This is a genomic window from Bacteroides sp. A1C1, assembly GCF_004328515.1.
Taxonomy (GTDB): domain Bacteria; phylum Bacteroidota; class Bacteroidia; order Bacteroidales; family Bacteroidaceae; genus Bacteroides; species Bacteroides uniformis.
Genome location: NZ_CP036491.1, coordinates 3,759,398 through 3,785,216, shown reverse-complemented (window position 1 = coordinate 3,785,216; position 25,819 = coordinate 3,759,398). Strand labels below are relative to the sequence as shown.

24 protein-coding genes are annotated in these 25,819 nt (G+C 43.1%); 14 read left to right on the top strand and 10 right to left on the bottom strand.

Annotated elements, in window-relative coordinates; translation table 11 throughout:
* Positions 1-511 precede the first annotated feature (511 nt).
* The 5 genes from EYA81_RS15550 to EYA81_RS15525 all read left to right on the top strand — a co-directional run bounded on the left by EYA81_RS15550 (position 512) and on the right by EYA81_RS15525 (position 6,208).
* Positions 512-1,651 (top strand): site-specific integrase, encoded by a 1,140-nt coding sequence (locus tag EYA81_RS15550; RefSeq protein ID WP_005827858.1) that lies wholly within the window; start codon positions 512-514, stop codon positions 1,649-1,651.
* 342 nt (positions 1,652-1,993) lie between these two features.
* The gene (locus tag EYA81_RS15540; RefSeq protein ID WP_131226019.1) at positions 1,994-3,241 is read left to right on the top strand and encodes a YjbH domain-containing protein; all 1,248 of its coding nucleotides are present in this window, start codon (positions 1,994-1,996) and stop codon (positions 3,239-3,241) included.
* Between the two features lie 13 nt (positions 3,242-3,254).
* A complete protein-coding gene (locus EYA81_RS15535) occupies positions 3,255-4,145 on the top strand; it encodes a DUF3869 domain-containing protein (protein ID WP_057256764.1) in 891 nt (296 codons plus the stop codon).
* 43 nt (positions 4,146-4,188) lie between these two features.
* Positions 4,189-5,328, top strand: coding sequence for an OmpA family protein (locus EYA81_RS15530; protein ID WP_005827866.1), 1,140 nt, complete (start codon positions 4,189-4,191; stop codon positions 5,326-5,328).
* A 127-nt stretch (positions 5,329-5,455) separates the two neighbouring features.
* Complete coding sequence (locus tag EYA81_RS15525) at positions 5,456-6,208, top strand: YjbH domain-containing protein (protein ID WP_057256766.1); 753 nt, start codon at positions 5,456-5,458, stop codon at positions 6,206-6,208.
* Between the two features lie 74 nt (positions 6,209-6,282).
* On the opposite strand, the gene EYA81_RS15520 is transcribed toward EYA81_RS15525, so the two are convergent.
* From EYA81_RS15520 to EYA81_RS15480, 9 genes are all read right to left on the bottom strand, one after another.
* On the bottom strand, positions 6,283-7,248 hold the full coding sequence (locus EYA81_RS15520) for a PCMD domain-containing protein (protein ID WP_034525516.1): 966 nt from the start codon (positions 7,246-7,248) through the stop codon (positions 6,283-6,285).
* A 25-nt stretch (positions 7,249-7,273) separates the two neighbouring features.
* Entirely contained in the window at positions 7,274-8,380 is a 1,107-nt protein-coding gene (locus tag EYA81_RS15515) for a sulfotransferase (protein ID WP_057256401.1), read from the bottom strand.
* Positions 8,381-8,435: 55 nt separating this feature from the next.
* Complete coding sequence (gene cysN / locus EYA81_RS15510; protein ID WP_131226017.1) at positions 8,436-9,899, bottom strand: sulfate adenylyltransferase subunit CysN; 1,464 nt, start codon at positions 9,897-9,899, stop codon at positions 8,436-8,438.
* Positions 9,900-9,931: 32 nt separating this feature from the next.
* Complete coding sequence (cysD, locus tag EYA81_RS15505) at positions 9,932-10,843, bottom strand: sulfate adenylyltransferase subunit CysD (protein ID WP_005826557.1); 912 nt, start codon at positions 10,841-10,843, stop codon at positions 9,932-9,934.
* 6 nt (positions 10,844-10,849) lie between these two features.
* On the bottom strand, positions 10,850-11,455 hold the full coding sequence (gene cysC / locus EYA81_RS15500) for an adenylyl-sulfate kinase (protein ID WP_117600911.1): 606 nt from the start codon (positions 11,453-11,455) through the stop codon (positions 10,850-10,852).
* A gap of 20 nt (positions 11,456-11,475) precedes the next feature.
* On the bottom strand, positions 11,476-13,029 hold the full coding sequence (locus EYA81_RS15495) for an SLC13 family permease (RefSeq protein ID WP_117600912.1): 1,554 nt from the start codon (positions 13,027-13,029) through the stop codon (positions 11,476-11,478).
* A gap of 7 nt (positions 13,030-13,036) precedes the next feature.
* Positions 13,037-13,861: a 3'(2'),5'-bisphosphate nucleotidase CysQ gene (cysQ, locus tag EYA81_RS15490; RefSeq protein ID WP_117600913.1), complete on the bottom strand. Its 825-nt coding sequence runs from the start codon at positions 13,859-13,861 to the stop codon at positions 13,037-13,039.
* A gap of 535 nt (positions 13,862-14,396) precedes the next feature.
* A complete protein-coding gene (locus tag EYA81_RS15485; protein ID WP_117600914.1) occupies positions 14,397-14,897 on the bottom strand; it encodes an SPOR domain-containing protein in 501 nt (166 codons plus the stop codon).
* 47 nt (positions 14,898-14,944) lie between these two features.
* Complete coding sequence (locus tag EYA81_RS15480; protein WP_171030443.1) at positions 14,945-15,349, bottom strand: lipocalin-like domain-containing protein; 405 nt, start codon at positions 15,347-15,349, stop codon at positions 14,945-14,947.
* A 174-nt stretch (positions 15,350-15,523) separates the two neighbouring features.
* Between EYA81_RS15480 and EYA81_RS15475 the strand changes: the two genes are divergently transcribed.
* From EYA81_RS15475 to EYA81_RS15460, 4 genes are all read left to right on the top strand, one after another.
* The gene (locus tag EYA81_RS15475; protein WP_117600916.1) at positions 15,524-16,801 is read left to right on the top strand and encodes a DEAD/DEAH box helicase; all 1,278 of its coding nucleotides are present in this window, start codon (positions 15,524-15,526) and stop codon (positions 16,799-16,801) included.
* A 93-nt stretch (positions 16,802-16,894) separates the two neighbouring features.
* Positions 16,895-17,104, top strand: a complete 210-nt coding sequence (locus EYA81_RS15470) for a YtxH domain-containing protein (protein ID WP_005826568.1) — start codon at positions 16,895-16,897, stop codon at positions 17,102-17,104.
* Positions 17,105-17,123: 19 nt separating this feature from the next.
* Positions 17,124-17,477, top strand: coding sequence for a phage holin family protein (locus EYA81_RS15465; protein ID WP_005826569.1), 354 nt, complete (start codon positions 17,124-17,126; stop codon positions 17,475-17,477).
* Positions 17,478-17,489: 12 nt separating this feature from the next.
* Positions 17,490-17,750: a hypothetical protein gene (locus EYA81_RS15460; RefSeq protein WP_005826570.1), complete on the top strand. Its 261-nt coding sequence runs from the start codon at positions 17,490-17,492 to the stop codon at positions 17,748-17,750.
* 75 nt (positions 17,751-17,825) lie between these two features.
* On the opposite strand, the gene EYA81_RS15455 is transcribed toward EYA81_RS15460, so the two are convergent.
* Positions 17,826-18,797 carry a type I phosphomannose isomerase catalytic subunit gene (locus EYA81_RS15455; protein WP_131226015.1) on the bottom strand — a complete coding sequence of 324 codons (972 nt, stop codon included), beginning with the start codon at positions 18,795-18,797 and terminating at the stop codon, positions 17,826-17,828.
* A 197-nt stretch (positions 18,798-18,994) separates the two neighbouring features.
* Between EYA81_RS15455 and EYA81_RS15450 the strand changes: the two genes are divergently transcribed.
* From EYA81_RS15450 to EYA81_RS15430, 5 genes are all read left to right on the top strand, one after another.
* Positions 18,995-20,092, top strand: coding sequence for an aldose epimerase family protein (locus EYA81_RS15450; protein WP_117965515.1), 1,098 nt, complete (start codon positions 18,995-18,997; stop codon positions 20,090-20,092).
* A 42-nt stretch (positions 20,093-20,134) separates the two neighbouring features.
* Positions 20,135-21,445, top strand: coding sequence for a sugar MFS transporter (locus EYA81_RS15445; RefSeq protein ID WP_005826573.1), 1,311 nt, complete (start codon positions 20,135-20,137; stop codon positions 21,443-21,445).
* Positions 21,446-21,494: 49 nt separating this feature from the next.
* A complete protein-coding gene (galK, locus tag EYA81_RS15440) occupies positions 21,495-22,649 on the top strand; it encodes a galactokinase (RefSeq protein WP_117600918.1) in 1,155 nt (384 codons plus the stop codon).
* Positions 22,650-22,915: 266 nt separating this feature from the next.
* Positions 22,916-24,055: an aldose epimerase family protein gene (locus tag EYA81_RS15435; protein WP_131226013.1), complete on the top strand. Its 1,140-nt coding sequence runs from the start codon at positions 22,916-22,918 to the stop codon at positions 24,053-24,055.
* A 27-nt stretch (positions 24,056-24,082) separates the two neighbouring features.
* On the top strand, positions 24,083-25,777 hold the full coding sequence (locus EYA81_RS15430; protein ID WP_117965440.1) for a sodium:solute symporter: 1,695 nt from the start codon (positions 24,083-24,085) through the stop codon (positions 25,775-25,777).
* Positions 25,778-25,819: the final 42 nt, after the last annotated feature.

Here is a 25,819-nt window from a genome sequence, read left to right as displayed (position 1 = left end):
TGCGTCCTACCGCCCAACTCGATATCCACCGATTTCGTAGAAGAGCAAGCTCGAAAATGCAGGAAAAACGAACTGATTGATTTATGTAGCTCTTACGTAATATTATGCTAGTAAACAGGTGGTTACTGCAAAACCTCGGCGTTTCAGGCAGGTGGAAGCAAAATTTGCTTCCACCTTTTCGGCTTGCTTCCACCGCAGGGCAAATGCCGATGGATAGGGGAATGCAGAAGGTGGGTGGAAGTGTGGAAGCAAAGTGATGGAAAATAAATTTCCAGAGAAAGTTTCCGCCGCCATAGCAATAGCCACACTCTTGATAGTTTAATTGTTACTGGCTTATTATTATATTTGTTCTTTCAGTAACGCTGTGCCCTATACTGTAAATATTTGATAGTTAATAAGGTAATTATAAAAAAAGACAAGAGTGATAGAACATGAAAGCAATTTGTAGGATTGATTTTTGTTACTGCTTTGTTACTACTAATAATAAACTGTATGTTTTTATTTAAAGAATATGAAAAAGCAATTGAATTTAAAAGAGCCAATAAAGGTGAGAACAAAAAAATTGGTTAATGGATGCCAATCCATATATCTGGATATTTATATGAATGGAAGGCGGCAATACGAATTCTTAAAGTTGTATATTATCCCTGAACATAATCAAGCTGATAAAAAAAGAAATGTCGAGACGCTAAATTTGGCAAATGCGATAAAGGCTCAGAAGATTTTGGAAATATATAATCAAACTTACGGATTTAATCATAACAGATTGTCCAATATGAAGCTGACTGGCTATATGAAATTAATAGCAGAACAAAGTGTGAACAATAGAGTACGGAAAAGTGCCATACATGCCGTTGTATGCCATTTGGAAAGATATACTCCGAATGGAATATTGCTAAGAAAGGTGGACAAGACTTATTTGTTGGGTTTTATAGATTACTTGAAGAAAACAAAACAAGAACATTGTAAGAAGGAAAAGACATTGCATGTTAACACCCAATTCTATTATTTGAAAACGCTGCGCTACTGCTTGAATAGGGCCGTCTCTGAAGATTATATAACTGTTAATCCGATGAATAAGATAAAGAACGAGGACAAACCAAAACGTAATCGAACAGAAAGGGATTATCTTACTATAAAGGAATTGACCAGATTGGTTCATACTCCTTTTTATAATACCTTATTAAGGAAAGCATTTTTATTCAGCTGTTTTTGTGGGTTGAGGCATTGTGATATTATTGCATTGAGATGGGAAGATATACGCTATGATGAAAATGGCAATGCACTATTGAGTATTATTCAGAAGAAGACGAAAGAAGCCATATCGCTTCCACTCTGTTCGGAAGCCATAAAACATCTGCCAGACAGAGGAAATGCACCAGAAACGGAAAAGGTGTTTGCCGGATTGGTCTCACTGGGGAGAAGTAATGTAATTTTACACAAATGGGTTGAACAAGCTGGGATATCAAAGCATGTAACATTTCATACAGCGCGCCACACACATGCAACAATGATGCTGACACTGGGAGTAGATTTATATACGGTCTCCAAACTATTGGGACATACCAATATACAAACAACACAAATTTATGCAAAGCTTGTAGATGAAAGTAAAAAGAAAGCTATTGATTTAATTCCTAATATATCATAGGGGTTGGTTAAATGCGAAGTGCAATTTGTCATTCTCTTTAATTCTTGCAGATATTTCTTCTATTTATCCTTTTTCAGAGAAAAGTGAATTAGCAAAAACATCTGAAAAATGACTATTTGGCACAAAAAACAACATTCTGTATAGTAATTATGCACAGCTATATTAAGGATTTTAAGATAGCTAATATACTTCATATAAACATTCTGAGTATTTGTTGGGGGCTTTTGAAGAAAAAACAACATTATTTCATTTTTTCATATAAAAATCTTTGGTATTATTAAAAATGTGTCTATTTTTGCAGCATATTTTGTGTTATACGAACACAAAAAATGGTTGAAAAAGATGAGGTATAAAAACTCTAACATAAGAAAGTGCCTAAATACTAAAACAATAGCACTGTGTGCAGCGTTCTTTTTATACTGTTTGCTCCCTTTAAAAGGGATTTGCCAAACGGGGGAAAGTACTGTAGATGCTTTAGTGGAAATGGGATTTGAAAATGTTGGATGGACAGAAGATGGCAATGAACGTGTGTATGTTCTGCAGAACTCTGCATATCGTTTGCAAGGCGTAGGCATAGGCAAAGCGGTGGATGTTATTCAAAAGATGGGTTTACCGGAAGAAAAGTCATGCCGCATAATAGTTCTGGATAATAATGTACCCCAGATTTCTCTTTATTATCATCCCATAAAGGGAGATTCGGTGCTCCAAGCAGAACGTGATGACTGGAATGTAAGCTATGAATTGGGTGATACTTGGAAAAATGCACGAAAAATAAAGTTGAAAAATAGTTCTTTGTTCAAGATTGATGTATTGGTATATCCTCAATTAGCTTTCAAGAATCTGGTGATTACACAGATTTACCAGGTCTTGTTTGATTTGAGTCCTGCGATAGAAGTTTCGTTATGGAAAGGTATGAAATTAACGGCACAGTTGAAAATACCGGTTTATAATGATGGATATGGAAAATATGAAGGTAAGGTTCATTCGGGAAATTTGACTCTTTCACAACGTTTCAGGTTGCCGTATAATGTGTTTGGTAAAGCTACTGTCGGGTATTTTAATGCGGATCAGTATGGATTTGATGTAGATTTATTTAGGCCTTTTAATGATGAGAGATTTTCTTTGCAGGCTCGAATAGGATATACTGGAACTGGATATTGGGACGGATTTAAATTGCATTATGATCCTTCTACATGGGTTGCCACTTGGTCTTTGGGGGGGAGCTTTTATTGGCCGCGGTTCAATACTCAGTTCACACTGAAAGCTGAACAATATCTAATGAAGGAAAAGGGGGTCAGATTTGAAATGGCTCGTCATTTTCGTTATTGTTCGATAGGCTTTTATGCTATGAAAGCAGAGCATGCCAAAGCGAATGGAGGATTCCGGTTTCAGGTGGCATTGCCTCCTTATAAGTATAAGAGAAGAGGGTATATACCGCGTGTAAACACCTCTGCCAATATGGGCGTTGTATATAATGCGGGTAATGAAAGGACTTATTATAAGCAATACAAAGCAGAGGCAAGTGATAATATAATGGAAGAAAATAGTTTTAACCCATATTTTATTAAGTCAGAATTGTTAAATTTTTAATTAATTAATTGAGATGAAAAAGATTAAATTCTTAAACGGCATAAGTGCAGTATTTGCGTTAGCCGTAGTAGCTTTAGCTACAACTTTCACTTCTTGTGAAAAAGAAGAGTTCAATGTAAATATTGAGCCTATCAATGCGCAAGCTACTATCAGTCCGATTGTACTTGCCGTAGAGAATGGCGTTACAACTGATGTAACTACTGCTGCTACGGTCACTATCAGTCCGTCAGCTACGTTTACTGGTAATCCAACTTTGGCAGCAACCAAAGCTACGGTTACTGCTTCTTATAAGGATATGAGTGTAGAAGTCAAAGTTGATGTTCCGGAATTGCAAGCTGGTCAGTTTGCTTCTTTGACTCCGACTATCATTCTTCAGAAGGAAACAGCAGAAACAAAAATCGAAGTTGAAGAATCTACTACTGATAAAAAGGAATCTGTAGATGGCAAGAACGCTGTTGCCAATCCTAGTGATTATTGGCTTACCACTACCATACGTTACACTAAAAAAACGGGGAATAAGGTAGTGTCTACTAAGAATGATGCAACGGATTTTGAAGATAAGATGCTTGTTAATCAATTCTTTGCAACTCTCAAGGATACATATAAAGAAGAACCTGCTGTAAAAGAAAATGTTAAAGTTTATGCTCATTCTCAAACAGAAGCAAAGGCTGTCTATACTGTTGTAAATACTGAGTATAAGATTATTAAGAAGACTGATGCTACAACAAAAGCTGGCGATGTCACTCTTGGTATTGCTGTAGTAAATAACTATACAAAAACAGATTTGGATATTAAAGTTGATCAGCCGATTCCGGGTCATAATCATGCTCCTCAATCTCATGGTCATGGACATGGTCATGGTGATGATGGCAACGCAGGTGGTGGTATTATAATTGCTGACTAATTGATTTTCAGTTGTAGTTATCAATCTTTAAACTCAAGAGAAAATGAAAAGTAAATTAATGATAGCCTCCTTACTATTGGCAGGCGCTTGTGCAGCAAATCTGAATGCACAGGAAAAAACGAACTACTACACTCCGAAATGGAGCGATAATATTTTTGTCAGTGTAGGTGGTGGTATCCACGCCATCAACAATGACGGTTTCAATAAGATTGCTCCGCATTTCAGCGTGTCAGTTGGTAAGCTGATTACTCCGACTTGGGGGGTACGTGCTCAGGTAAACGGTATTACTCAGCATTTGTGTTTGGATGATGCATACTGGGAACACAACAAGACTTATGTAGGTGGTAACATTGATGCAATGATCAATCTTTCTACATTGTTTGCCGGTGCTAATCCTAACCGTTTCTTCGAAGTTTACGGTTTCTTGGGACCTCAAATTTCTGTAGCAAAATCTCAAAATGTGGATGTTACAATTAGTGCTGATGGTACTTCGCAGTCTATGGCTCCTGCCGGTGAAGCAGAAATGCGTGCACGTATCGGCGCTTCTGCCGGTTTGGGCTTGAAGTTCAATATCAACACCAAGTGGGCCATTGACGTAGAAGCTCGCGGTGCCATCGCTCCGTCCATTTTCGGTAATATCAGCAGCCATCGCAAGGCTGAAGGTACAGGTATGCTGACCGCAGGTGTTAGCTACATCTTCGGCGGTAAGAAGTTTATTCCGGTTTCTAAGATTGACGAAGACGCAGTCAATGCGGAAATCAACAGATATAGAAGTGAACTGGCTCAGGCTCAGGCTGACCTGGCTAACTGCAAGAATGCACTGGCCAACGCTAAACCTGAAGTTAAGGAAGTGACCAAGGAAGTTGAAGTTGCCGGTCCGCGTGCCATCTTCTTCAAGATTGGCAGCGCCCGTCTGGACGACTATGGCAAGGTTAACATCGAACTGGCTGCCAAGATTCTGAAGGCTAATCCGGACAAGAAGTACAAAGTTGCAGGTTATGCAGACAAGGCTACCGGTAGCGCTTCTTGGAACCAGAAGCTGTCCGAAAAGCGTGCCCAGGTTGTTTACGACGCTTTGATTGCTCAGGGTGTTGACAAGGACCAGCTTGAACTCGTAGGATTCGGTGGTACTGAAAACATGTTCGGCAAGAACTTCCTGAACCGCGTAGTTATCCTGGAATAATACACTCCAAGTGACAAATAGACTCTAAAAATGAAGGCGTCTGGGACTCAGACGCCTTTTTTTGGTACTATGTCCGATGCACGTTATAAAGCAACCCATTTTTTATCAGCGACTGAATTTATATGTGATGATGAAGTTTAAGCTATTCTTTATCGTTCTGTTTTGCAGCCTTTCCCTTTCGGCCTTTTCCCAGTTGACGTATGGTACAACCGGGCTGTTGCATGCGCCCTCTGCGGAGATGCAGCGCGACAAGACTTTCATGGTCGGCGGCAACTTCCTGAACAAGGAGCTCACACCGCCCACCTGGTACTATCATACCTACAACTATTTCCTGAACGTCACCATCTTCCCCTTTCTGGAAGTGGCCTACACGTGTACGCTCTTCAAGGCGGAGGCGTTGGGATTGAAGCCATACGGGTATAGCGGGTTCACGAACCAGGACCGCTACTTTTCCGCCCGTCTGCGTGTGTTGAAGGAGGGGCAGTTCTGGAAATACATGCCGGCTGTCGTGCTGGGGACGTCCGACCCGTTCACTTCCTCCGGTGGCGGCCAGGTAGGCACCACGGAAGGTAACGGCTATTACAGCCGTTTCTATATTGCCGCCTCCAAGCATATACCCGTTGTGGGTAAGGAGGAGATCGGTGTCCATCTTTCCTACCTTTACAACAACCGCAAGGAGTACAAACTGAATGGCTTTGCACTGGGTGTCACCTACAATCCCACCTTCCATCCGCAGTTGAGGGTGATAGCGGAGTACGACTCCAAGGACTTTGCTTTGGGAGCCACTTATCTGCTGTTCAAGCATCTGCATGTGCAGGTCGAAATGCAGAGGATGAAATATTTCACGGGAGGGCTGACATACAAAATTCATTTGAAATAAGAAGTAAGTCAAAGTCTCGTTGACTCCATAAAAAAAGCAGCTAAAGTATGACATCAACTTTAACTGCTTTTATTCTAATAGACCAATTTTACATTGTCAATCCATAGCGAATTGCCAGGAGAACCTATATAAGCACCACCATGACTAGAGGTGAATTGCAACAGCAAATGAGTGGGCACATCGTCCTTCGTCCCCCAGGCAACCTCCTTAATAGGCACACTCTCTCCTTTACTGTTAACTGCATAGCGTTCTTCAACCTGAAGACGCATCATGTGGGCCTTGTATGCAGGGTCACCGGTGATATCACCGTACATGATGGAATAAGTGGCATTATTATGCCAATCGGTAGTAGTATAATATCGTACGACCATCGTTCCTACACGCTTGGCATAGATATTCCCCTTCTCATCTTCCCAACGCTTTTGCAGAAACAGATTCACTTCCGGGAAGTCCTTTCCCTCAACATCTGTGATACGGCTAAAGCCCGTTGCACGGATACGCTTCTCGCGGTCGGACATCTTTACTTTATAATCAAACTGTATGGCGATAGGTTTCTTTGTAAACGGTATGCCGGAATTCAGCATTTTCTGCGGATTCTTGGTCCCCTTGATAGGTTCGTGCACCTCACCCAGAAACATGGAGCCGGCAGCCAGCACCGTGATATCCACTATTCCAAAAACCTTCACACTCTCCATACGGGTGTCCATACGGGCACAGAAACCATCCCCTCGCTTTTCCGGGAAAACAGAAGTATTGGTTTTCGTGATACCGGCTACCCGGGCCATCACATTGGATGTCGCCCACGGCGAACCTCCCATATTCTTGTATGCCTTGGTCTCGGTGACAGTAGCAGTAGGCCCGATAGCATATACATTCTTCGTGGCACCGCCAATAATACCGGATTCCTTGATTTGGCGGTCAATCCATTGATCCATATTTCCGAAAGGAATCATCTCTACCTCGTGCTGCTGTGCAGAAACTGCTCCGCAACAGAGCATGGCAGACAGCATTCCCAATATACGAACTTTCTTTTGAATCATTTCTCTCATTAATAATTGACAATCATTATAAATCGTACTTCCACTGTTCCAGCGCAAAATTCCAGTTATCCTGAACCAACTGCACTGTACGCTCATCATACTTGTATTTATTCTTCTTATATCCTTTCTTTCCGCCTACATACTTTTCAATATCGGCACGTGCCTCTGCAAAGCCCGGAATGGACAAAGCCTTGTAGATATGTTCAGTCATTCCCATTGCATCCGCTTCGAAGTCTTCAAACTTCACCTCTATCAAGTTTCCTTCAGGAATACATGTCTTGTCCGCTTCGTACTTATGATACAGTTTGGCATAAATGGACAAAATATTCTTTTCAAGCTCCTCATTACTGATATCCTGCAACTTCAACGGCTGAATGGTATTAGTAAAGAAACTACGTGTACTTTCGAAAACAGTATAAGGATTACGCATCAGATAGATAAACTTAGCATTGGGGAACATCTTGACAAGCTCTTTCACACGTCCCGTATGAGGCGGATTCTTACTAAGAAACTGAGTTCCCTTCGTATTCCAAAGAGAGATTTTTATCAATTTGACGAAAGTCTCCTCAAACACTTTCAGTTCTTTCTCTGTAATATCATCAAACAGCAGATATTTATCGGCATACTCTTGCTGATATTCGGGCAGGAACCAGAAATTATAATAGGTGTAGGGCATCATATTTGCCAAAGCAAACTCCTCTTCTTGCGGAAGGTCGACGGCAAGCTCCATATTGTCCGTGGGGCGTTTGTCCGGCATCAGCCAGCTCATGTTCTTCTTAAAGAAAGGCTGCCCCCACATCATGAGATGCGGAAATACAGTCTGGTATGTCGTGTTGTAACCGAAATGCTTGTCGCAGGAGAAAACATTATGCACAAACGTAGTCCCGCTACGCCAATGTCCCAAAATGAATACCGGATCATGCTCCAGGGGCTTATCTGCCAGGAGCTTTTCATAACGTCTGTCCTGCAGAGGAGCCAAAGTGGACAGCAGGCGGCAGACAGCTTTTGTCAGCCGATACTTGCCTTTGTAGGCAGCACCGATGTCACGACCGCCCGTTATATCCTTGAATGTTTTCCAATCTGCGCCTACCAATGTGTTTATAGGAAGCTTGTTGAATTCTAATAGTCCCATTATAGTCTATATATTAATATATTACAGTTTCTCTCCCACTCTATCAAAAAGCTGTTCATTCTTTTTCCACAACCACTGCAATGCCTTGGCGCTCCAACTCCTTCACAGCCTTTTCTATGGCTTCGTAATGTTCGGGAGCTATACCCAGCTTAGGCAAATTCAGTATAGGCAGGTCTTCGGACAAGTGCATCTCCTTATCCTCCACCCTATCGATAATCATACCTACAGCACTGGTATTGTTGGTTATCGGGTCTATCAGGATGAACGAACCGGTAGCCTTATTCTGCCGATAAGGGTCAAAGAAAAGCTCTTTGGCAGTGGTCAGCACCACACGCGCAATCTGATTGAGCTGCATCGGCAATGTTTCCTTGCTCAACTTTCCATTGTCAATGGAAAGATGCTCCATCGTATTGACATCCACCTTATACTTGATGCTGTCGATGCGGGTACGGCTTATATTGGTGGTCTGTTTGATGAAGAATGATTTGTTGATATCCATCGGCTCTTCATCCATCCAAACCAGCATCGTTTCAAAATTGCGGTCCATGACGGGCAGGTTATCCGGATGTACCAGCATTTCCCCTCTCGACACATCTATCTCGTCTTCCAGAGTCAGGGTGACGGACTGGGGCGGAAAGGCGTAATCCAATTCGCCGTCGTATGTAACTATACTCTTGATATGCGACTTCTTACCGGAAGGCAATGCCATCACTTCATCTCCCTTACGAATAATACCCGAAGCCACCTTGCCGCAAAAACCACGGAAATCAAGATTGGGGCGCAAGACGTATTGAACCGGGAAACGAAAATCCTTCAAATTATGATCGTTGTCAATATGTACCGTCTCCAGAAAGTCAAGAAGTGAAATACCCTCATACCAAGGAGTACGTTCCGATTTCTCCACTACATTGTCCCCGTCCAAAGCTGACAGCGGAATGCAGTTTACGTCAGGAATACCCAATGGAGCTATAAACTTCCGATATTCATCGACTATCTCATTAAAACGTTCTTCGGAGAAATCCACCAGATCCATCTTATTGACAGCAAGCACCACATGCTTGATGCCAAGCAACGACACCAGGAAAGTATGCCGGCGCGTCTGCGTAATGACACCCATACGTGCATCCACCAGAATAATTGCCAGGTTAGCCGTAGAGCCTCCGGTAATCATGTTGCGTGTGTACTGCTCGTGTCCCGGAGTGTCGGCAATGATAAACTTACGGTTGTTGGTCGAGAAGTAGCGGTATGCCACGTCGATGGTGATGCCTTGTTCGCGCTCTGCCTTCAAGCCGTCCAGCAAAAGGGCGTAGTCAATGTGGTCGCCGGCATTTCCCATGCGCTTGCTGTCGCGTTCCAGTGCGTCCAGCTGATCCTCATATAGTTTCTTGCTGTCGAACAACAGACGGCCTATCAATGTGGATTTTCCGTCATCCACAGAACCGGCAGTCAGTAAGCGCAATAAGTCTTTCTGCTCATCCTTATCAAGAAAAGCCTTTATATCAAGTGTAGAATCGTTCATCCTTAATGATTTAATTCTTAATTTTAATTCCTTTAGAAGTATCCCTCGCGCTTCTTCTGCTCCATGCTTGCGTCTTGGTCGAAGTCAATGACACGGGTCGTCCGTTCACTCTTGGTGGTGGTCATCATTTCCTCGACAATCTTCTCGATGGTATCGGCATCGCTTTCCACAGCACCGGTCAACGGCCAGCAACCCAGCGTACGGAAACGCACCATACGCATCTTTATCTGGTCGCGGTACTGTTCAGGCAAGCGGTCGTCATCCGCCATTATCAGATTTCCGTCAATCTCCACACAAGGACGTTCCTTGGCAAAATACAACGGCACAATAGGAATATTTTCCAAACGTATATATTGCCAGATGTCCAGCTCCGTCCAATTACTTAACGGAAATACTCGGATACTCTCTCCTTTATGTACCCGGGCATTATAAATATCCCACAATTCGGGACGCTGGTTTTTGGGGTCCCATTGATGGAACTTGTCACGGAAGGAGAAAATACGCTCTTTGGCGCGTGACTTCTCCTCGTCGCGGCGAGCGCCACCGAATGCCGCATCAAACTTATACTTATCCAATGCGTGGAGCAAAGCCTGCGTTTTCATCAGGTCCGTATGCACCTTGCTGCCATGCGTAAAAGGTCCGACACCTGCATTGAAAGCTTCCATATTGCTTTCCACTATCAGGTTCCAACCATACTTCTTGGCATACTCGTCACGGAACTGTATCATCTCCTTAAACTTCCACTTGGAATCGATGTGCATCAACGGGAACGGCACTTTGCCGGGAGCAAACGCCTTTTCGGCCAAGCGCACCATAACCGAAGAATCCTTGCCGATACTATACAGCATCACCGGATTCTCAAACTCCGCTGCCACTTCACGGATAATATGAATGGACTCTGCTTCGAGTTCCTTCAAATGGCTCAATTTATATTCTTCTTTCATTATATCTTATTTCTTCTGAATTCTTGGTAAAATGAGTTCCAACAATTTATTGACCGATTCTTCCAGGCTGAGAACAGAGGTGTCCAACGTCAGAGCCGGATGAGCCGGTTCCTCAAAAGGAGCGGAAATGCCCGTAAAATTTTTAATTTCTCCCTTACGTGCCTTGGCATAAAGCCCCTTCACGTCACGGCGCTCACACTCTTCAAGCGGGGTGCTGACATAAACTTCCAGAAAATCGTCTTGTCCGATAATATCAGCTGCCATTTCACGAATATCGTTATTAGGACTGATAAAAGCCGCGATTGTTATAACCCCCGTATCAAGAAAGAGTTTGGAAACTTCGGCTATACGCCGGATATTCTCCACACGGTCGGCCTCCGTAAAGCCGAGGTTACTGTTGATGCCACTGCGGATGTTGTCACCATCCAGGATACGGCAAAGCAATCCCCTTTTATGAAGTTCGCGCTCCAAGGCAATGGCTATCGTACTTTTGCCGGAGCCGCTCAAGCCGGTAAACCAAATCATCACGCCGTGCTGCTTCAACAAGTCTTCTTTGTCCTTCCGCATCAGCATTCTGTCGAATATCGGATATATGTGGTTGTTTTCTTCCATATGTTATTATTTCTTCTTTTTTAAAATGGCCAAATTAAAGGAATCAAGAAAATGGATATCAGGAAAGTAATGATATTCAAAGGTAACCCGATGCGTACAAAATCCGTGAACTTATAGTTACCGATACCTTGTACAATCAAATTAGTCTGATACCCTATAGGAGTAGAGAAACTGGCGGAAGCCGCCATACAAATTACAACGAAGAAAGGCATCGGGCTGACTCCCATCTGTGAAGAGATGGAAAGTGCCAATGGAAAAGCGAGTGCCGCAGCCGCATTATTCGTAATCAGTTCCGTAAACAGGTTCGTTATGATAAACATAGCAGCCAGTAACACGTGGGGGCCATAATGATGGCTCATCCCTATAATGAAATGCGCCACAGCGTCTGCCACTCCGGAATTCACCATCGCCTTGCTGATAGCAAAAGCACAAGCAATCGTTATCAGAATATCCCAAGATATATATTTGGTATACTTGCGGGCCGGGAATATCTTTGTCCAGGCCATAATGATAGTAGTAATGGAAACGAAGAAAAACATATCCAGCTTGATTTCCGGGAAAGCTTCCTTGACAGCCGGAAGTTCACCGACCGTTGCCCCCACTATCATCAATATCAGCAAAGCCAAGGCAAACCAGCGCTTTCCCTTTCCGGGCACCGGCTCCGTATCCTTGCCATTGGCCAGCAACACGAACACCGAAGATTCCCCCCAGGTCTTTATAAAAGAGTCATCAGCCATCACCACCAGCGTGTCTCCTTCGCGGAGATATTCATTTTCCAGATTTCCGGCAATGCTCTGACCGCTACGCTTAATCTCCTTCACTTCGGCCCCATAATGCCGCTTGAAGTTAAAATCACCAAGTTTCTTGTTGATACCGGGAAAACGGGCGCCGAGTACAGCCTCCACCCGATGCAAATCTCCATGCTCCTCCGGCTCCTCATCCAGCTTTACCGCATCCGTACGAACATCCGGCAAAAGCCTTGAGGAGAAAGCGAACAGATAAAGGATACCCGCAATCGCGACGAAAATTCCTACTTTGCCCAACTCGAACATAGTGAAACCTTCATATCCGGCTTCCAATATCATGCCATGCACCACCAGATTGGTTGATGTGCCTATTAATGTACAGATACCACCAAGTATTGTAACGTATGAAAGAGGTATAAGAAACTTGGTAGCAGGCAATTTTACCGATTCAGCCCAACGCTTGATAATGGGAGCAAAGATAACAACCACCGGAGTATTGTTTAGAAAAGCTGAAATGAAGGCAATGGTGGGCAACATGCGGAACTGCGCTTTAAAGACTGTAGTCTTACCCTGCGGAAGCAGCTTCTTGATTATTTGCCCCAAAGCACCCGACTGCCTGATGCCTTCACTGACAAGAAACAGCATGGCAACAGTCATCATCCCCTTATTACTGAACCCTTCCAACATCTCCTTAGGAGTAAGGATGCCTGCACACAAGAACAATACTACGACAGAAAAGAGCACCATGCCCGGACGCATTTTATCCAGAACCAAGGCAATCACCATACCCAACAATGCCAATAGTACAAACAATATCTCAAATGTCATACAGTCGTTATTTTATTTCAGTATGCTTGGGCTCTACGATAAACCACGGATTCAGCAAATCCTCCTTATTATATTGCAAAGGTTCTTCCTTCCCCACCTGATAAATTTCCATTCCGGCAGCACGTGCAATAGCATGCCCAGCCGCCGTATCCCATTCCATCGTAGGGGCAAAACGAGGATATACATCAGCCTTACCTTCAGCTACCAGACAAATCTTGATGGAACTTCCACTTGATATAAGCTCAACTTCCGCATGGCTGCATTTCATCTTCTCGATATAATCTTCTGTCTCGGGCGTCAGATGCGAACGGGAAGCCACAATGACAAATCGTTCGTGCATACCTGTTTCCGGCAGCCGGACAGCTTTCGCAATCAATTCATCCCAGGACATTCCATTACGCGCAGTAATACCGGATAGCTTATAAGCACCCGAATCATGCACTCCAAAATAGAGCTCCTTTTTTACCGGCACATAAATAACTCCCATTACCGGTACCGAGTGATGCACCAAAGCTATATTCACCGTAAACTCACCGTTCCTCTTGATGAACTCCTTCGTACCGTCCAAAGGGTCTACAATCCATAAGGTTTCCCAATTTCTACGCTCTGAAAAAGGCAAATGTTTACCTTCCTCGCTTAGCAGAGGGAAAGGTGTATCAGCCAAAAAACGGCAGATAGTTTCATGAGCTTTACGGTCGGCAATAGTAAGAGGAGAATTATCCGCTTTTTTTTCTACCTGAAAATCCGATGCCGGATCATCGTAAATGGAAAGAATTTTCTCGCCAGCCTGCAAAGCGGCATCAATCGCATTCAGTATATATCGTCGTTCCATACTATATTCTTCTCAAAGATAAAGCACAAAATTAAAAACTTTTTTAGGTCCAAAAGTTTCCACCTCTTGTTTTATAACTTCTTTTAAACGAAAGAGAGAATATTATAAGCACTTTTCACAATCAGGAAAATCAATCCGGAGCAGAAAAATAGAGTGAAGTATTCACGAAGGAGAAGGAAATAAAGAAACTGTGACAACATGAGTTTATCAGAGCCTTTCCTCAGTTAGTTCATTAGTTCACAGCACTGAACACTTTGTTTCAGCATAGGAAAACAAGTTGTTTCAGTATATAAAAACATTTTGTTTTTATGCAATAGGACGAGATGTTTTGTTAAGAGAAACAAAGTGTTCTCTTTAATGAAACAAACTGTTCCGTTAAAGGAAACACTTTGTTTTGCCAAACCAAACACATGACAGCGCCAGCCTTCACATTCTTTCGGCATATCATGAAAAAGGCAGTAACTTCGCAGTTACTGCCTCATCTTGAAAGGAAACATACATTCCTTTCTGTTATGAATTACCAAAAAGAATTCTATTAATTGATGCTGTACAGCAACCATGCCTTCTGGAAGTCATCATTCGAAGGATGTTTAGCTTTGAAAGAGTCACGCAGATTCTCGGCGGATGCTCTGTCATCGAATGTACCGATAACTACACGATACAGATTTCTTTCTGCATTGTAAACCACCATTGCAGTATAACCTTCATTCACCAATGTCTGCTTCACACCTTCCGCATTAGCTTTCACGCTATAAGCTCCGCAAACTACACTAAAGGTTTTCAAGCTGGTACCACCTGATACCACAGTCACCTTTTCCTGACGCATGTCGGCAGGTGCACTTTCCACTACCTTTACTTCTACCGGAGCGGTAACTACTGGAGCCACCTCTTCAACAGGGGCAGTTGTCTGCGGCTCGGCCAATTCCTGCTGTTTTGCCTTTTCATATGCTTTCTTATAAGCACTTTCACTTGATTTACAAGAAGAGAATGCCAGAGCTATACATACTCCCATTCCCAATACGGCTAATTTTTTCATCTTTTCTATTGTTTTTATTAGTAAAATCGTCTATTCTTATCTTTATCTCAAAATTTCCGAAATACAGATTTCGTACCCTCATATTCCAAACGCAATGAAGAGTAGGATAAATCTTCTACTTTAAAGATACGTTTTCCTTCCGGCCACCCGAAATAAGTATCATAGTTTTTATCGTTAACACTTTCAGGCAACAAAATAATGGAAATTTCAGCACCTTTCAAAGAATAATTTCCAAAAAACGTAGTCGCCCCCCCATCTTTCAACAAACATATGGCAGAAAAACTTCCTTTTTGAAAATTATAAAATACACTGTCCACTTTCTCTGATGTACCGTCGGCATATTGGTACTGACGCAACTGCCACTTACCCGCCAAGTCACCCCCACCATTCATGCAAGCAGTCAAGGTACAAGTCACCAATACAATCCAAAGGTATTTTAAATGCAATTTCATCATTTTTCCATGCCACTATCTAAATATGGAACAAAAGTACACCATAACATGCGATTATACCTCAGCATCCTTAGTTAAATATAATTAAACCACTCCATAAAAAGAGATTTCCCGGAAGACTTGACGTATATTTGCCAAATATAAACAGAGCATGAGGCTCACTTAATTGATTACATGACATTTGAAAATTTGAATTTGATAGAACCTATATTGAAGGCTCTTCAAGAAGAGGGGTATTCCACCCCTACCCCAATCCAGGAAAAATCGATCCCTATATTACTTCAAGGAAAAGACTTATTAGGATGTGCTCAAACCGGAACAGGCAAAACCGCCGCATTTTCCATCCCTATCTTGCAAAAGTTATATAAAACGGATAACCGCAAAAGTATCAAAGCACTCATTCTGACGCCGACCCGCGAGCTGGCCATACAGATAGGAGAATGCTTCAGTGCATATGGTAAGTATACCGGATTGAGACATGCCGTCATCTTCGGCGGTGTAGGACAAAAGCCACAGACAGATGAACTGAAACGTGGAGTACAAATACTGGTTGCAACTCCCGGACGACTGCAAGACCTGGTCAACCAAGGTTTCATTAACCTAAAAGCGCTCGAGTTCTTCGTATTGGACGAAGCAGACCGGATGCTGGACATGGGATTCATACATGATATCCGGCGCATATTAAAGTTATTGCCCGCAAAACGGCAGACTCTCTTCTTTTCGGCCACAATGCCTCCGGAAATAGAGACCTTGGCAAACTCCATGCTGACGCACCCCGAGAAAGTGGAAGTCACCCCTGCATCGTCTACGGTTGACACAATCTCCCAATCAGTCTATTTCGTTGAGAAAAAAGAGAAAAAAGACTTACTCATTCATCTGCTGAAGAATCCGGCTATCGAATCCGTACTTATCTTCACCAGAACTAAATATGGAGCAGACAAACTTGCACGTATCCTCAGCAAGTCCGGAATAAGAGCCGAAGCCATACATGGAAACAAGTCGCAGAATGCCCGACAGCGAGCACTGACCGGCTTTAAGAACCATGAACTGCGCGTACTGATAGCAACCGATATTGCAGCACGAGGCATCGACGTGGACCAACTATCACACGTCATCAACTACGAGTTGCCCAACATTCCGGAAACATACGTACACCGTATCGGACGAACCGGACGTGCCGGCCACGACGGTATTGCTCTCTCTTTTTGCGAATCGGAAGAACTGCCTTACCTGAAAGATATCCAAAAATTGATAGGGAAAAGCATCCCAGTAATAAAAGAACACCCTTTTGTCACCGCCGATGGCTTAAAAGCCCAAGAAATCAAGACTGAAGAAATTAAAGCTAAAACCAAGGAAAACAAAATCTATCGCGGGAGCCGTACGAATGGAGACTTTTGGAGAAGAAAAAAGCAAACCTCGCAAAACAACACCCAAAAAGGAGTTGGAAGATAAGGACAATCATAAAAAAACTGATATTCCGAACAAAGTTTCAAAAAAAATTGTTAGTTTTGTCGTACGAACCTCAAAAAAGAAAGGAATATCATTATGAAAGGATTAAATGTTTTAGCAGCTTTCCTGGGTGGCGCCGCAGTAGGTGCAGCCCTCGGTATCTTATTTGCTCCTGAAAAAGGAGAAGACACCCGTAACAAAATCGCAGAAATTCTCCGTAAGAAAGGGATTCGTCTGAACCGAAGCGAAATGGAAGACTTGGTAGATGAAATTGCTGCGGAAATCAAAGGCGAGGTAACGGAATAAGGTAAAAAGCAGAACCACTATGTTTGCAGACGACAAAAGTATAGAAAATATGCAGCAGCTCTTCATTGAATTCAAGAAATACCTGGAGCTGCAAAAAGAATACACCAAACTGGAAGTCACCGAAAAACTGTCCAAACTGCTTTCTACGCTTTTATTGGTGCTATTGGTCGTTATACTCGGCGTAGTGGTTCTGTTTCATCTGTCGTTTACGCTGGTCTATATCTTAGCTCCGCTGGTAGGTGGGCTAATGATGAGTTTTGCACTTATCACGTGCTTCCATATCCTACTCATCGTTCTGCTTGTCCTATTCCGCAAAAAACTCATTATTGATCCGACAGTAAAACTTATCGCAGAATTATTCTTAGACAATTAATTCGAAATATTCATGGATAATACGACCAATACCACTCCCGTCACTTTAGAAAGCATCGCCCAGAAAAAAGCCATGCTGCTACAAGAAATACGACTCCAGAAAGAAATCATGACTGGGCTTACACAAGAAATTTTTGCTCCGCTGGAACCAGCTACCAACAAGGCAAATGCCATGATGAGAGCATTCAACACCGGTATGGCTGTTTTTGACGGTATAGTATTGGGGGTAAAGGTAATGAAGAAATTCAGAAAAATATTTGGAAGAAAGAGATAGAATATCGGATAAAAAAAGAGGGGATGACCATAACAGTCATCCCCTCTTTTTTTATCCGATATAGTCTAAGCACTTTTATACGTACGTCTCAAGCAACTTCACTGCTCCTTCAGGCACAATCGTCACTTCTTGGGTTGCAGCCGGCAGCAGGATTGTTTCGCCCGCCTGTACGGAAACTTCATTCTTCTCATTATCAATAATACGGCAAGAGCCCTCCACACAAATAAAGATAACAAAAGAATCCAGTTCAGAATAGTCACAAGTGATTTCTTCCGTCATGTCATAGATTGAAGTCGTGAAATACGGGCTTGCCACCATTTCTACCGGTTCATTCTGCACCTGATCGTATTCCGTACGAAAATCGTCCTGCACATCTGCAAAATTAATGGCATCAATAGCCTGGCTTGTATGCAGTTCTCTTGATTTACCGTCCTTATCCTTACGATTGTAATCAAAAATACGGTAAGTGATATCCGACGTTTGCTGTATTTCTGCTACAAAAGCTCCCGCACCGATTCCATGTACACGACCTGCAGGCACATAAAACACATCGCCCGGTTTGATGGCACAAGTCTGCAGAACATCCGCAAACGTACCATTATACACTCGTTCCTTATATTCTTTCGGAGTAATCTGCTCTGCAAAACCGGAAATCAACTTGGCACCCTGGTCAGCAGCAATAACATACCACATTTCATTTTTACCAAAACTGTTATGACGTTTCTTAGCCAACTCGTCACCCGGGTGTACCTGAATCGACAAGTCCAACTTGGCATCAATAAACTTTATCAACAAAGGAAACTTATTTCCGAAACGTGCATAGTTAGCTTCTCCTACCAGGTCTTCCTTATACTTTCTGACCATATCCGGCAGCGTTAATCCTTTGTCAGCACCATTGGCCACTATAGACTCACTACCTTCTACTGCCGACACTTCCCAACTCTCGCCTACATTAGCAAGGGGATCATTCAAATGTTTGAATGGAATAATCTTGTCGCCTCCCCAAAGCGTCTGCTTCAGAATAGGCTCAAATTTTAGAGGATACATTCGTTGTTTTTATTAGAACTTTCTGTTAATGATGTGATTTTTTAGATTTCGGGAGCAAACATACAAAAAATATCAATTTGTATTCCATTTGTTAAACGCTAAACTTTCCTAAAATGTTCTCCACATTTCCTTCCAATTGCTTGGGGGAACAAAAGAATTTCTTTTTATTTGCAAGAAATTTAATTAATACCATGGATATGATAAACACTACTCCAACAGAAAGTAATTTGTCCGGTTTAAGCCCAAAAGACTTTCAAAAGGATATAAATAACAAAAAGACAGATTTGTTTATCCTGAAGAATGCCCAGGGAATGGAAGTTGCAGTTACTAATTACGGTTGTGCAATACTTTCCATCATGGTACCCGACAAAAATGGCAAATATGCCAATGTTGTATTAGGACACGACAGTATTGAACATGTAATCAACAGTCCGGAACCTTTTCTAAACACTACCATCGGACGCTACGGCAACCGGATAGCCAAAGGAAAGTTTACTTTATACGGCGAAGAGCACCAATTGGCAATCAACAATGGTCCCAACTCACTGCACGGCGGTCCGACTGGCTTCCATACCCGTGTATGGGATGCCGTCCAGCCAGAGCAATCAACAGTCATCTTCAACTACACATCCGCTGACGGCGAAGAGGGCTTCCCCGGAAATCTCGAAGTAGAAATGACTTATCGCCTGGAGGATGAGACCAATGCTCTGGTCATCGAATACCGGGCTACTACCGATAAAGCCACCATCGTCAATCTGACCAATCACGGATTCTTCAATCTTGCCGGTATAGCCAATCCCTCTCCTACAGTCTTAAACAATATCGTTACCATCAACGCAGATTTTTATGTACCCATCAATGAAGTATCCATTCCTACCGGAGAGATATTGAAAGTAGAAGGTACTCCAATGGATTTCCGTACTCCCCATACTCTTGGTGAACGAATTGATGAGAAGCATACACAAATTGTGAATGGCGCAGGATATGACCATTGCTATGTACTGAACAAGACTGAAAGTGGAGAGTTGAGCCTTGCAGCCACCTGCATGGAGCCCAACAGCGGACGAACCATGGAAGTATATACCACTGAAAATGGCGTCCAGCTCTACACTGGAAACTGGCTCGGAGGCTTTGAAGGTGCCCATGGAGCCACTTTCCCTGCAAGAAGTGCAGTCTGCTTTGAGGCCCAGTGTTTTCCCGATACACCCAACAAGCCCCATTTTCCGTCGGCAGTATTGCTACCGGGTGATGAGTACCAGCAAGTGACAATCTACAAGTTTGGTGTACAAGAATGAAATAACTAATCCAATTTATAAACTTATTAATTTTACAAAACCATGACACAACAAAAACAGAATGGTAAACTCATCGCAATTATCACGATGATCTTCCTTTTTGGTATGATTTCATTTGTTACCAACCTTGCTGCCCCTATGGGAATCGTACTGAAAAATCAGTTTTCAGTATCCAACGCTTTAGGAATGTTGGGTAACTTTGGTAACTTTATTGCATATGCAGTGATGGGAATACCAAGCGGCATCTTACTACAACGGGTAGGGTATAAAAAAACGGCATTGATAGCAGTAGCTGTAGGCTTTATCGGTGTAGGTATCCAATATTTATCCGGTCATTCAAGCCCTGATATGGCTTTTGCCGTATATTTGATTGGCGCTTTCATCGCCGGTTTCTCCATGTGTTTGCTTAATACAGTGGTCAACCCGATGCTGAACAAGCTCGGCGGTGAAGGTAACAAAGGAAACCAGCTTATCCAAGTGGGCGGCTCTTTCAACTCCGTAATGGCCACCATTACTCCGATGTTCGTAGGTATCCTGATTGCCGGTTCCATTGAAAAAGCTACCATCTCTCAGATATTCCCTGTAATGTACACGGCAATGGCTGTATTTGCCATCGCGTTCTTCGTTCTTCTGATTGTGCCCATACCGGAACCCAATGCTGCAACTTCAACAGAACCTATCGGTAAGTTGATGTCAGGCGCTTTAAAATTCCGCCACTTCATTTTGGGAGCTATAGCAATCTTTGTATATGTAGGTGTTGAAGTTGGTGTACCGGGCACCTTGAATTTGTTCTTAACCGACCCTATTGAAAAGGGAGGAGCCGGCATTTCTTCCACTATTTCCGGTTTTGTTGTAGGTACATATTGGTTCCTCATGCTGATTGGACGTCTGGCCGGTGCTTCATTGGGTGCAAAAATCTCCAGTAAGGCAATGCTTACCTTTACTTCCGCATTAGGTTTACTTTTGGTATTCCTTGCCATCTTCTCATCTACCGGTTCGCTTGTCAATCTGCCAGTACTCCAACAAAGCGCTACGGGAGGTCTCTCTTTCGGATTTGCAGAAGTACCTATCAATGCAATGTATCTGGTACTGGTAGGTCTGTGTACTTCCATCATGTGGGGTGGCATCTTTAATCTGGCCGTAGAAGGATTGGGTAAATATCTGGCAGCCGCTTCCGGTCTGTTCATGGTATTGGTATGCGGCGGCGGTATCTTGCCCGTTATCCAAGGTTTGGTGGCCGACATTGCAGGTTTCATGCCGAGTTACTGGGTTATCATCGCAGCCCTTGGCTATCTGTTGTTCTACGGTTTGGTAGGCTGCAAAAATGTTAATAAGGACATCAAGGTTGATTAACAAGAAAATATAGGTAATTTATTTATTCACCTTATAAAATATAAATATCATGGATATAGAATACGTAAGAAGCCGTTTCATCAAGCACTTTGACGGAACAACGGGAGCTGTTTATGCTTCTCCGGGTCGCATCAACCTTATCGGTGAGCATACAGACTATAACGGTGGTTTTGTATTCCCCGGAGCAATCGACAAAGGAATGATTGCAGAAATAAAACCCAACGGCACAAACACAGTAAAAGCTTATTCCATCGACCTGAAAGATTATGTGGAATTTGGTTTGAATGAAGAAGATGCACCCCGCGCAAGCTGGGCAAGATATATCTTTGGCGTGTGCCGGGAAATGATGAAACGCGGTGTAGATGTAAAAGGCTTCAATACTGCTTTTGCAGGCGATGTGCCCCTAGGTGCAGGAATGTCCTCTTCAGCAGCTTTGGAAAGTACCTATGCCTATGCTTTGAACGACTTGTTCGGTGACAACAAAATAGACAAATTTGAATTGGCAAAAGTGGGACAATCTACAGAACACAACTATTGTGGCGTAAACTGTGGTATTATGGACCAATTTGCTTCCGTATTCGGAAAGAAAGGAAGCCTCATCCGCCTGGATTGCCGTTCACTGGAATATCAGTATTTCCCATTCGACCCGCAAGGCTATCGTCTGGTTCTTGTAGATTCTGTAGTGAAACACGAACTTGCATCTTCAGCATACAACAAACGCCGTCAAAGCTGCGAAGCCGCTGTTGCTGCTGTCCAGAAGAAGCATCCACACGTAGAGTTCCTGCGCGACGTTACCATGGGCATGCTGGAAGAAGCCAAAGCCGACATCAGCGCAGAAGACTATATGCGTGCAGAATATGTCATCGAAGAGATTCAACGCGTACTTGACGTTTGCGATGCCCTGGAAAAAGGCGACTATGAAACTGTAGGCCAAAAGATGTATGAAACACATCAGGGCATGAGTAAGTTGTACGAAGTAAGCTGCGAAGAACTCGATTTTCTGAATGACCTTGCATTCGATTGTGGAGTTACCGGTTCACGTGTCATGGGCGGTGGATTCGGTGGATGTACAATCAATCTGGTAAAGGATGAATTGTACAGCACATTCATCGAAAAAGCAAAAGATGAATTCAAGAAGAAGTTCGGCAGAAGCCCGAAAGTATATGATGTAGTCATCAGCGACGGTGCCCGCAGATTAGAATAACAGACATCAGTATTCAAATAAAAGGCGTTTCCCAGCAATGGGAAGCGCCTTTTTCTTCCCCCCTATTCCACCGTTTTCCACTCTAAAAAAACAAGATCATCCGAGAAGTTTATTCCGGACGTGCCTATCTATACAGCCAGTTGACACAGATATGTTTTTGACACTTATGTTGCATAACATATAAAAGTGTACAGCCTACACTAAAGAAAAGTGTTATTTTTACACCAAAAGAAGATAATCATCTCATTTACATTAAATACAAAACCATGAAAAGACATGTTCTACTTGCAGGAATTGCCGCAATGATGCTAGCTGCGTGCAATCAAAAGACAGAAACAACGCTTACGCTGTCCGGTCTTGATCCAGTAAAATTCCAAACAACGGTCAATGACGCCCAAACACATCTTTATACGCTGAAGAATAAAGCGGGCATGGAAGTATGCATCACAAACTTTGGAGGACGTATTGTATCCATTATGGTGCCCGACAAAAACGGAGCTATGCAAGATGTAGTATTGGGCTTTGACAGCATTGCCGATTACATCAACATTCCAAGTGACTTTGGTGCTTCTATCGGCCGCTACGCCAACCGGATTAATCAAGGGAAAATCGTTCTTGACGGAGATACCATACAGTTAGCACAGAACAATTTCGGACATTGCCTGCACGGTGGTCCCAAAGGATGGCAGTACCAAGTATACAATGCCAATCCCATTGACAGCACAACTCTGGAGCTTACCCGCATTTCACCGGATGGAGACGAGAATTTCCCGGGCAACGTTACGGCAAAAGTACTTTTCGAGTTAACGGATGACAATGCCATTGATATAAAATACAGTGCAACAACAGACCAAAAGACGGTCATCAATATGACTAACCATTCTTACTTCAATTTATCTGGTGATCCTTCAAAGGCAGCAACAGACCACATCTTATACATCAATGCAGACAACTATACTCCGGTAGACAGTACTTTCATGACAACGGGTGACATCATCTCCGTCAAAGAAACACCAATGGACTTTACCACTCCCAAGAGTGTAGCACAAGACATCAACCGGACGGACTTTGAACAAATAAAGAACGGAAACGGATATGACCATAATTGGGTACTGAATACTAAAGGTGACCTATCCCAAGTGGCAGCTAAACTGACATCGCCTATAAGCGGCATCACTCTGGAAGTTTATACCAATGAGCCAGGCATACAAGTATATACCGGGAATTTCCTGGACGGCACCGTAAAAGGTAAAAAAGGCATTACTTACAACCAACGCGCTTCCGTATGCCTCGAGACACAACATTATCCGGATAGCCCCAACAAAGCCCAATGGCCTTCTGTCGTACTGGAACCCGGACAAATTTACAACAGTGAATGTGTCTTCAAATTTTCCGTAGAAAAATAACAGTAACCTTATAAATCATTTATTATCGTGGAAACATTAGATTGGCTAGTCATTGGAATCTTTTTCCTGGCTTTAATTGGAATTATTGTCTGGGTTGTCAAACAGAAACAGAATGACTCAGCAGACTATTTTTTAGGCGGTCGTGATGCCACATGGCTTGCTATCGGTGCATCTATCTTTGCATCCAACATCGGTTCCGAACATTTAATCGGACTAGCCGGTGCCGGTGCTTCCAGCGGTATGGCGATGGCACATTGGGAAATACAAGGTTGGATGATCCTTATCTTAGGCTGGGTATTCGTACCGTTCTATTCGCGAAGCATGGTATTCACGATGCCTGAATTCCTAGAACGCCGCTATAATCCACAATCACGTACAATATTGTCTGTAATATCTTTAATCAGCTATGTACTGACAAAAGTTGCCGTGACGGTTTATGCAGGAGGATTGGTATTCCAACAAGTATTCGGTATAAAAGAACTTTGGGGGATCGACTTCTTTTGGATTGCCGCCATCGGTCTGGTTATACTGACTGCGCTCTACACAATCTTCGGAGGAATGAAGTCGGTACTTTATACCTCCATCCTGCAGACCCCCATCTTGCTGTTAGGTTCACTGATAATCCTGGTACTCGGCTTCAAAGAATTGGGAGGCTGGGATGAGATGATGAGAATCTGCGGTGCAGCCACAGTGAACGATTATGGCAACACAATGACAGAACTTATACGCAGTAATAACGACCCTAACTTCCCTTGGTTGGGTGCACTGATTGGTTCAGCCATTATCGGATTCTGGTATTGGTGTACAGACCAGTTCATCGTGCAACGCGTACTTTCCGGAAAGAATGAAAAGGAAGCACGGCGCGGTACCATCTTCGGAGCTTACCTGAAATTATTGCCCGTATTCTTATTCCTTATCCCAGGCATGATTGCTTTCGCATTACACCAAAAATATCTCGGAACCGGGGGAGAAGGTTTTCTACCTATGCTGGCAAACGGAAATGCCAATGCAGATGCTGCTTTCCCAACTCTAGTAGCAAAATTACTTCCTGCAGGAGTCAAAGGTTTGGTTGTTTGCGGTATTCTTGCAGCATTGATGAGTTCTCTCGCATCTTTGTTCAACTCATCTGCTATGCTTTTCACCATTGACTTCTACAAACGTTTCAAGCCGAACACTTCTGAGAAAAAGCTGGTAGGAATTGGACAGATGGCAACTGTTGCGATTGTGATATTGGGTATACTCTGGATTCCCATTATGCGCAGTGTAGGCGATGTCCTTTACACCTACTTACAAGATGTACAATCTGTATTAGCACCAGGCATTGCCGCAGCCTTCCTCTTGGGGATCTGCTGGAAACGCACCTCTGCACAAGGCGGTATGTGGGGACTGATTGCCGGAATGATTATCGGTTTAACCCGTCTGGGGGCAAAAGTATATTACAGCAATGTAGGAGATGTGTCAAGCAGTACCTTCAAGTATCTGTTCTATGATATGAACTGGCTGTTTTTCTGCGGATGGATGTTCTTGTTCTGCATCGTAGTGGTTATCGCAGTCAGCATGTTTACAGCTGCCCCAAGCGCTGAAAAGATTCAAGGGCTGGTATTCGGAATTTCAACTCCCGAACAAAAAGCAGCTACACGTGCGAGTTGGAATAAATGGGATATCATTCATACCCTTATCATCCTGGGTATTACTGCTGCTTTTTATTGGTATTTCTGGTAAATCGGTATGTTGCCATGATATATATCCATGCAGCATACCCCT

Excerpts from the sequence above, each read along its gene's own strand:
- EYA81_RS15550 (WP_005827858.1), top strand. The coding sequence starts at position 512 with ATGAAAAAGCAATTGAATTTAAAAGAGCCAATAAAGGTGAGAACAAAA.
- EYA81_RS15540 (WP_131226019.1), top strand. The coding sequence starts at position 1,994 with ATGAGGTATAAAAACTCTAACATAAGAAAGTGCCTAAATACTAAAACA.
- EYA81_RS15535 (WP_057256764.1), top strand. The coding sequence starts at position 3,255 with ATGAAAAAGATTAAATTCTTAAACGGCATAAGTGCAGTATTTGCGTTA.
- EYA81_RS15530 (WP_005827866.1), top strand. The coding sequence starts at position 4,189 with ATGAAAAGTAAATTAATGATAGCCTCCTTACTATTGGCAGGCGCTTGT.
- EYA81_RS15525 (WP_057256766.1), top strand. The coding sequence starts at position 5,456 with ATGATGAAGTTTAAGCTATTCTTTATCGTTCTGTTTTGCAGCCTTTCC.
- EYA81_RS15520 (WP_034525516.1), bottom strand. The coding sequence starts at position 7,248 with ATGATTCAAAAGAAAGTTCGTATATTGGGAATGCTGTCTGCCATGCTC.
- EYA81_RS15515 (WP_057256401.1), bottom strand. The coding sequence starts at position 8,380 with ATGGGACTATTAGAATTCAACAAGCTTCCTATAAACACATTGGTAGGC.
- cysN (WP_131226017.1), bottom strand. The coding sequence starts at position 9,899 with ATGAACGATTCTACACTTGATATAAAGGCTTTTCTTGATAAGGATGAG.
- cysD (WP_005826557.1), bottom strand. The coding sequence starts at position 10,843 with ATGAAAGAAGAATATAAATTGAGCCATTTGAAGGAACTCGAAGCAGAG.
- cysC (WP_117600911.1), bottom strand. The coding sequence starts at position 11,455 with ATGGAAGAAAACAACCACATATATCCGATATTCGACAGAATGCTGATG.
- EYA81_RS15495 (WP_117600912.1), bottom strand. The coding sequence starts at position 13,029 with ATGACATTTGAGATATTGTTTGTACTATTGGCATTGTTGGGTATGGTG.
- cysQ (WP_117600913.1), bottom strand. The coding sequence starts at position 13,861 with ATGGAACGACGATATATACTGAATGCGATTGATGCCGCTTTGCAGGCT.
- EYA81_RS15485 (WP_117600914.1), bottom strand. The coding sequence starts at position 14,897 with ATGAAAAAATTAGCCGTATTGGGAATGGGAGTATGTATAGCTCTGGCA.
- EYA81_RS15480 (WP_171030443.1), bottom strand. The coding sequence starts at position 15,349 with ATGAAATTGCATTTAAAATACCTTTGGATTGTATTGGTGACTTGTACC.
- EYA81_RS15475 (WP_117600916.1), top strand. The coding sequence starts at position 15,524 with ATGACATTTGAAAATTTGAATTTGATAGAACCTATATTGAAGGCTCTT.
- EYA81_RS15470 (WP_005826568.1), top strand. The coding sequence starts at position 16,895 with ATGAAAGGATTAAATGTTTTAGCAGCTTTCCTGGGTGGCGCCGCAGTA.
- EYA81_RS15465 (WP_005826569.1), top strand. The coding sequence starts at position 17,124 with ATGTTTGCAGACGACAAAAGTATAGAAAATATGCAGCAGCTCTTCATT.
- EYA81_RS15460 (WP_005826570.1), top strand. The coding sequence starts at position 17,490 with ATGGATAATACGACCAATACCACTCCCGTCACTTTAGAAAGCATCGCC.
- EYA81_RS15455 (WP_131226015.1), bottom strand. The coding sequence starts at position 18,797 with ATGTATCCTCTAAAATTTGAGCCTATTCTGAAGCAGACGCTTTGGGGA.
- EYA81_RS15450 (WP_117965515.1), top strand. The coding sequence starts at position 18,995 with ATGATAAACACTACTCCAACAGAAAGTAATTTGTCCGGTTTAAGCCCA.
- EYA81_RS15445 (WP_005826573.1), top strand. The coding sequence starts at position 20,135 with ATGACACAACAAAAACAGAATGGTAAACTCATCGCAATTATCACGATG.
- galK (WP_117600918.1), top strand. The coding sequence starts at position 21,495 with ATGGATATAGAATACGTAAGAAGCCGTTTCATCAAGCACTTTGACGGA.
- EYA81_RS15435 (WP_131226013.1), top strand. The coding sequence starts at position 22,916 with ATGAAAAGACATGTTCTACTTGCAGGAATTGCCGCAATGATGCTAGCT.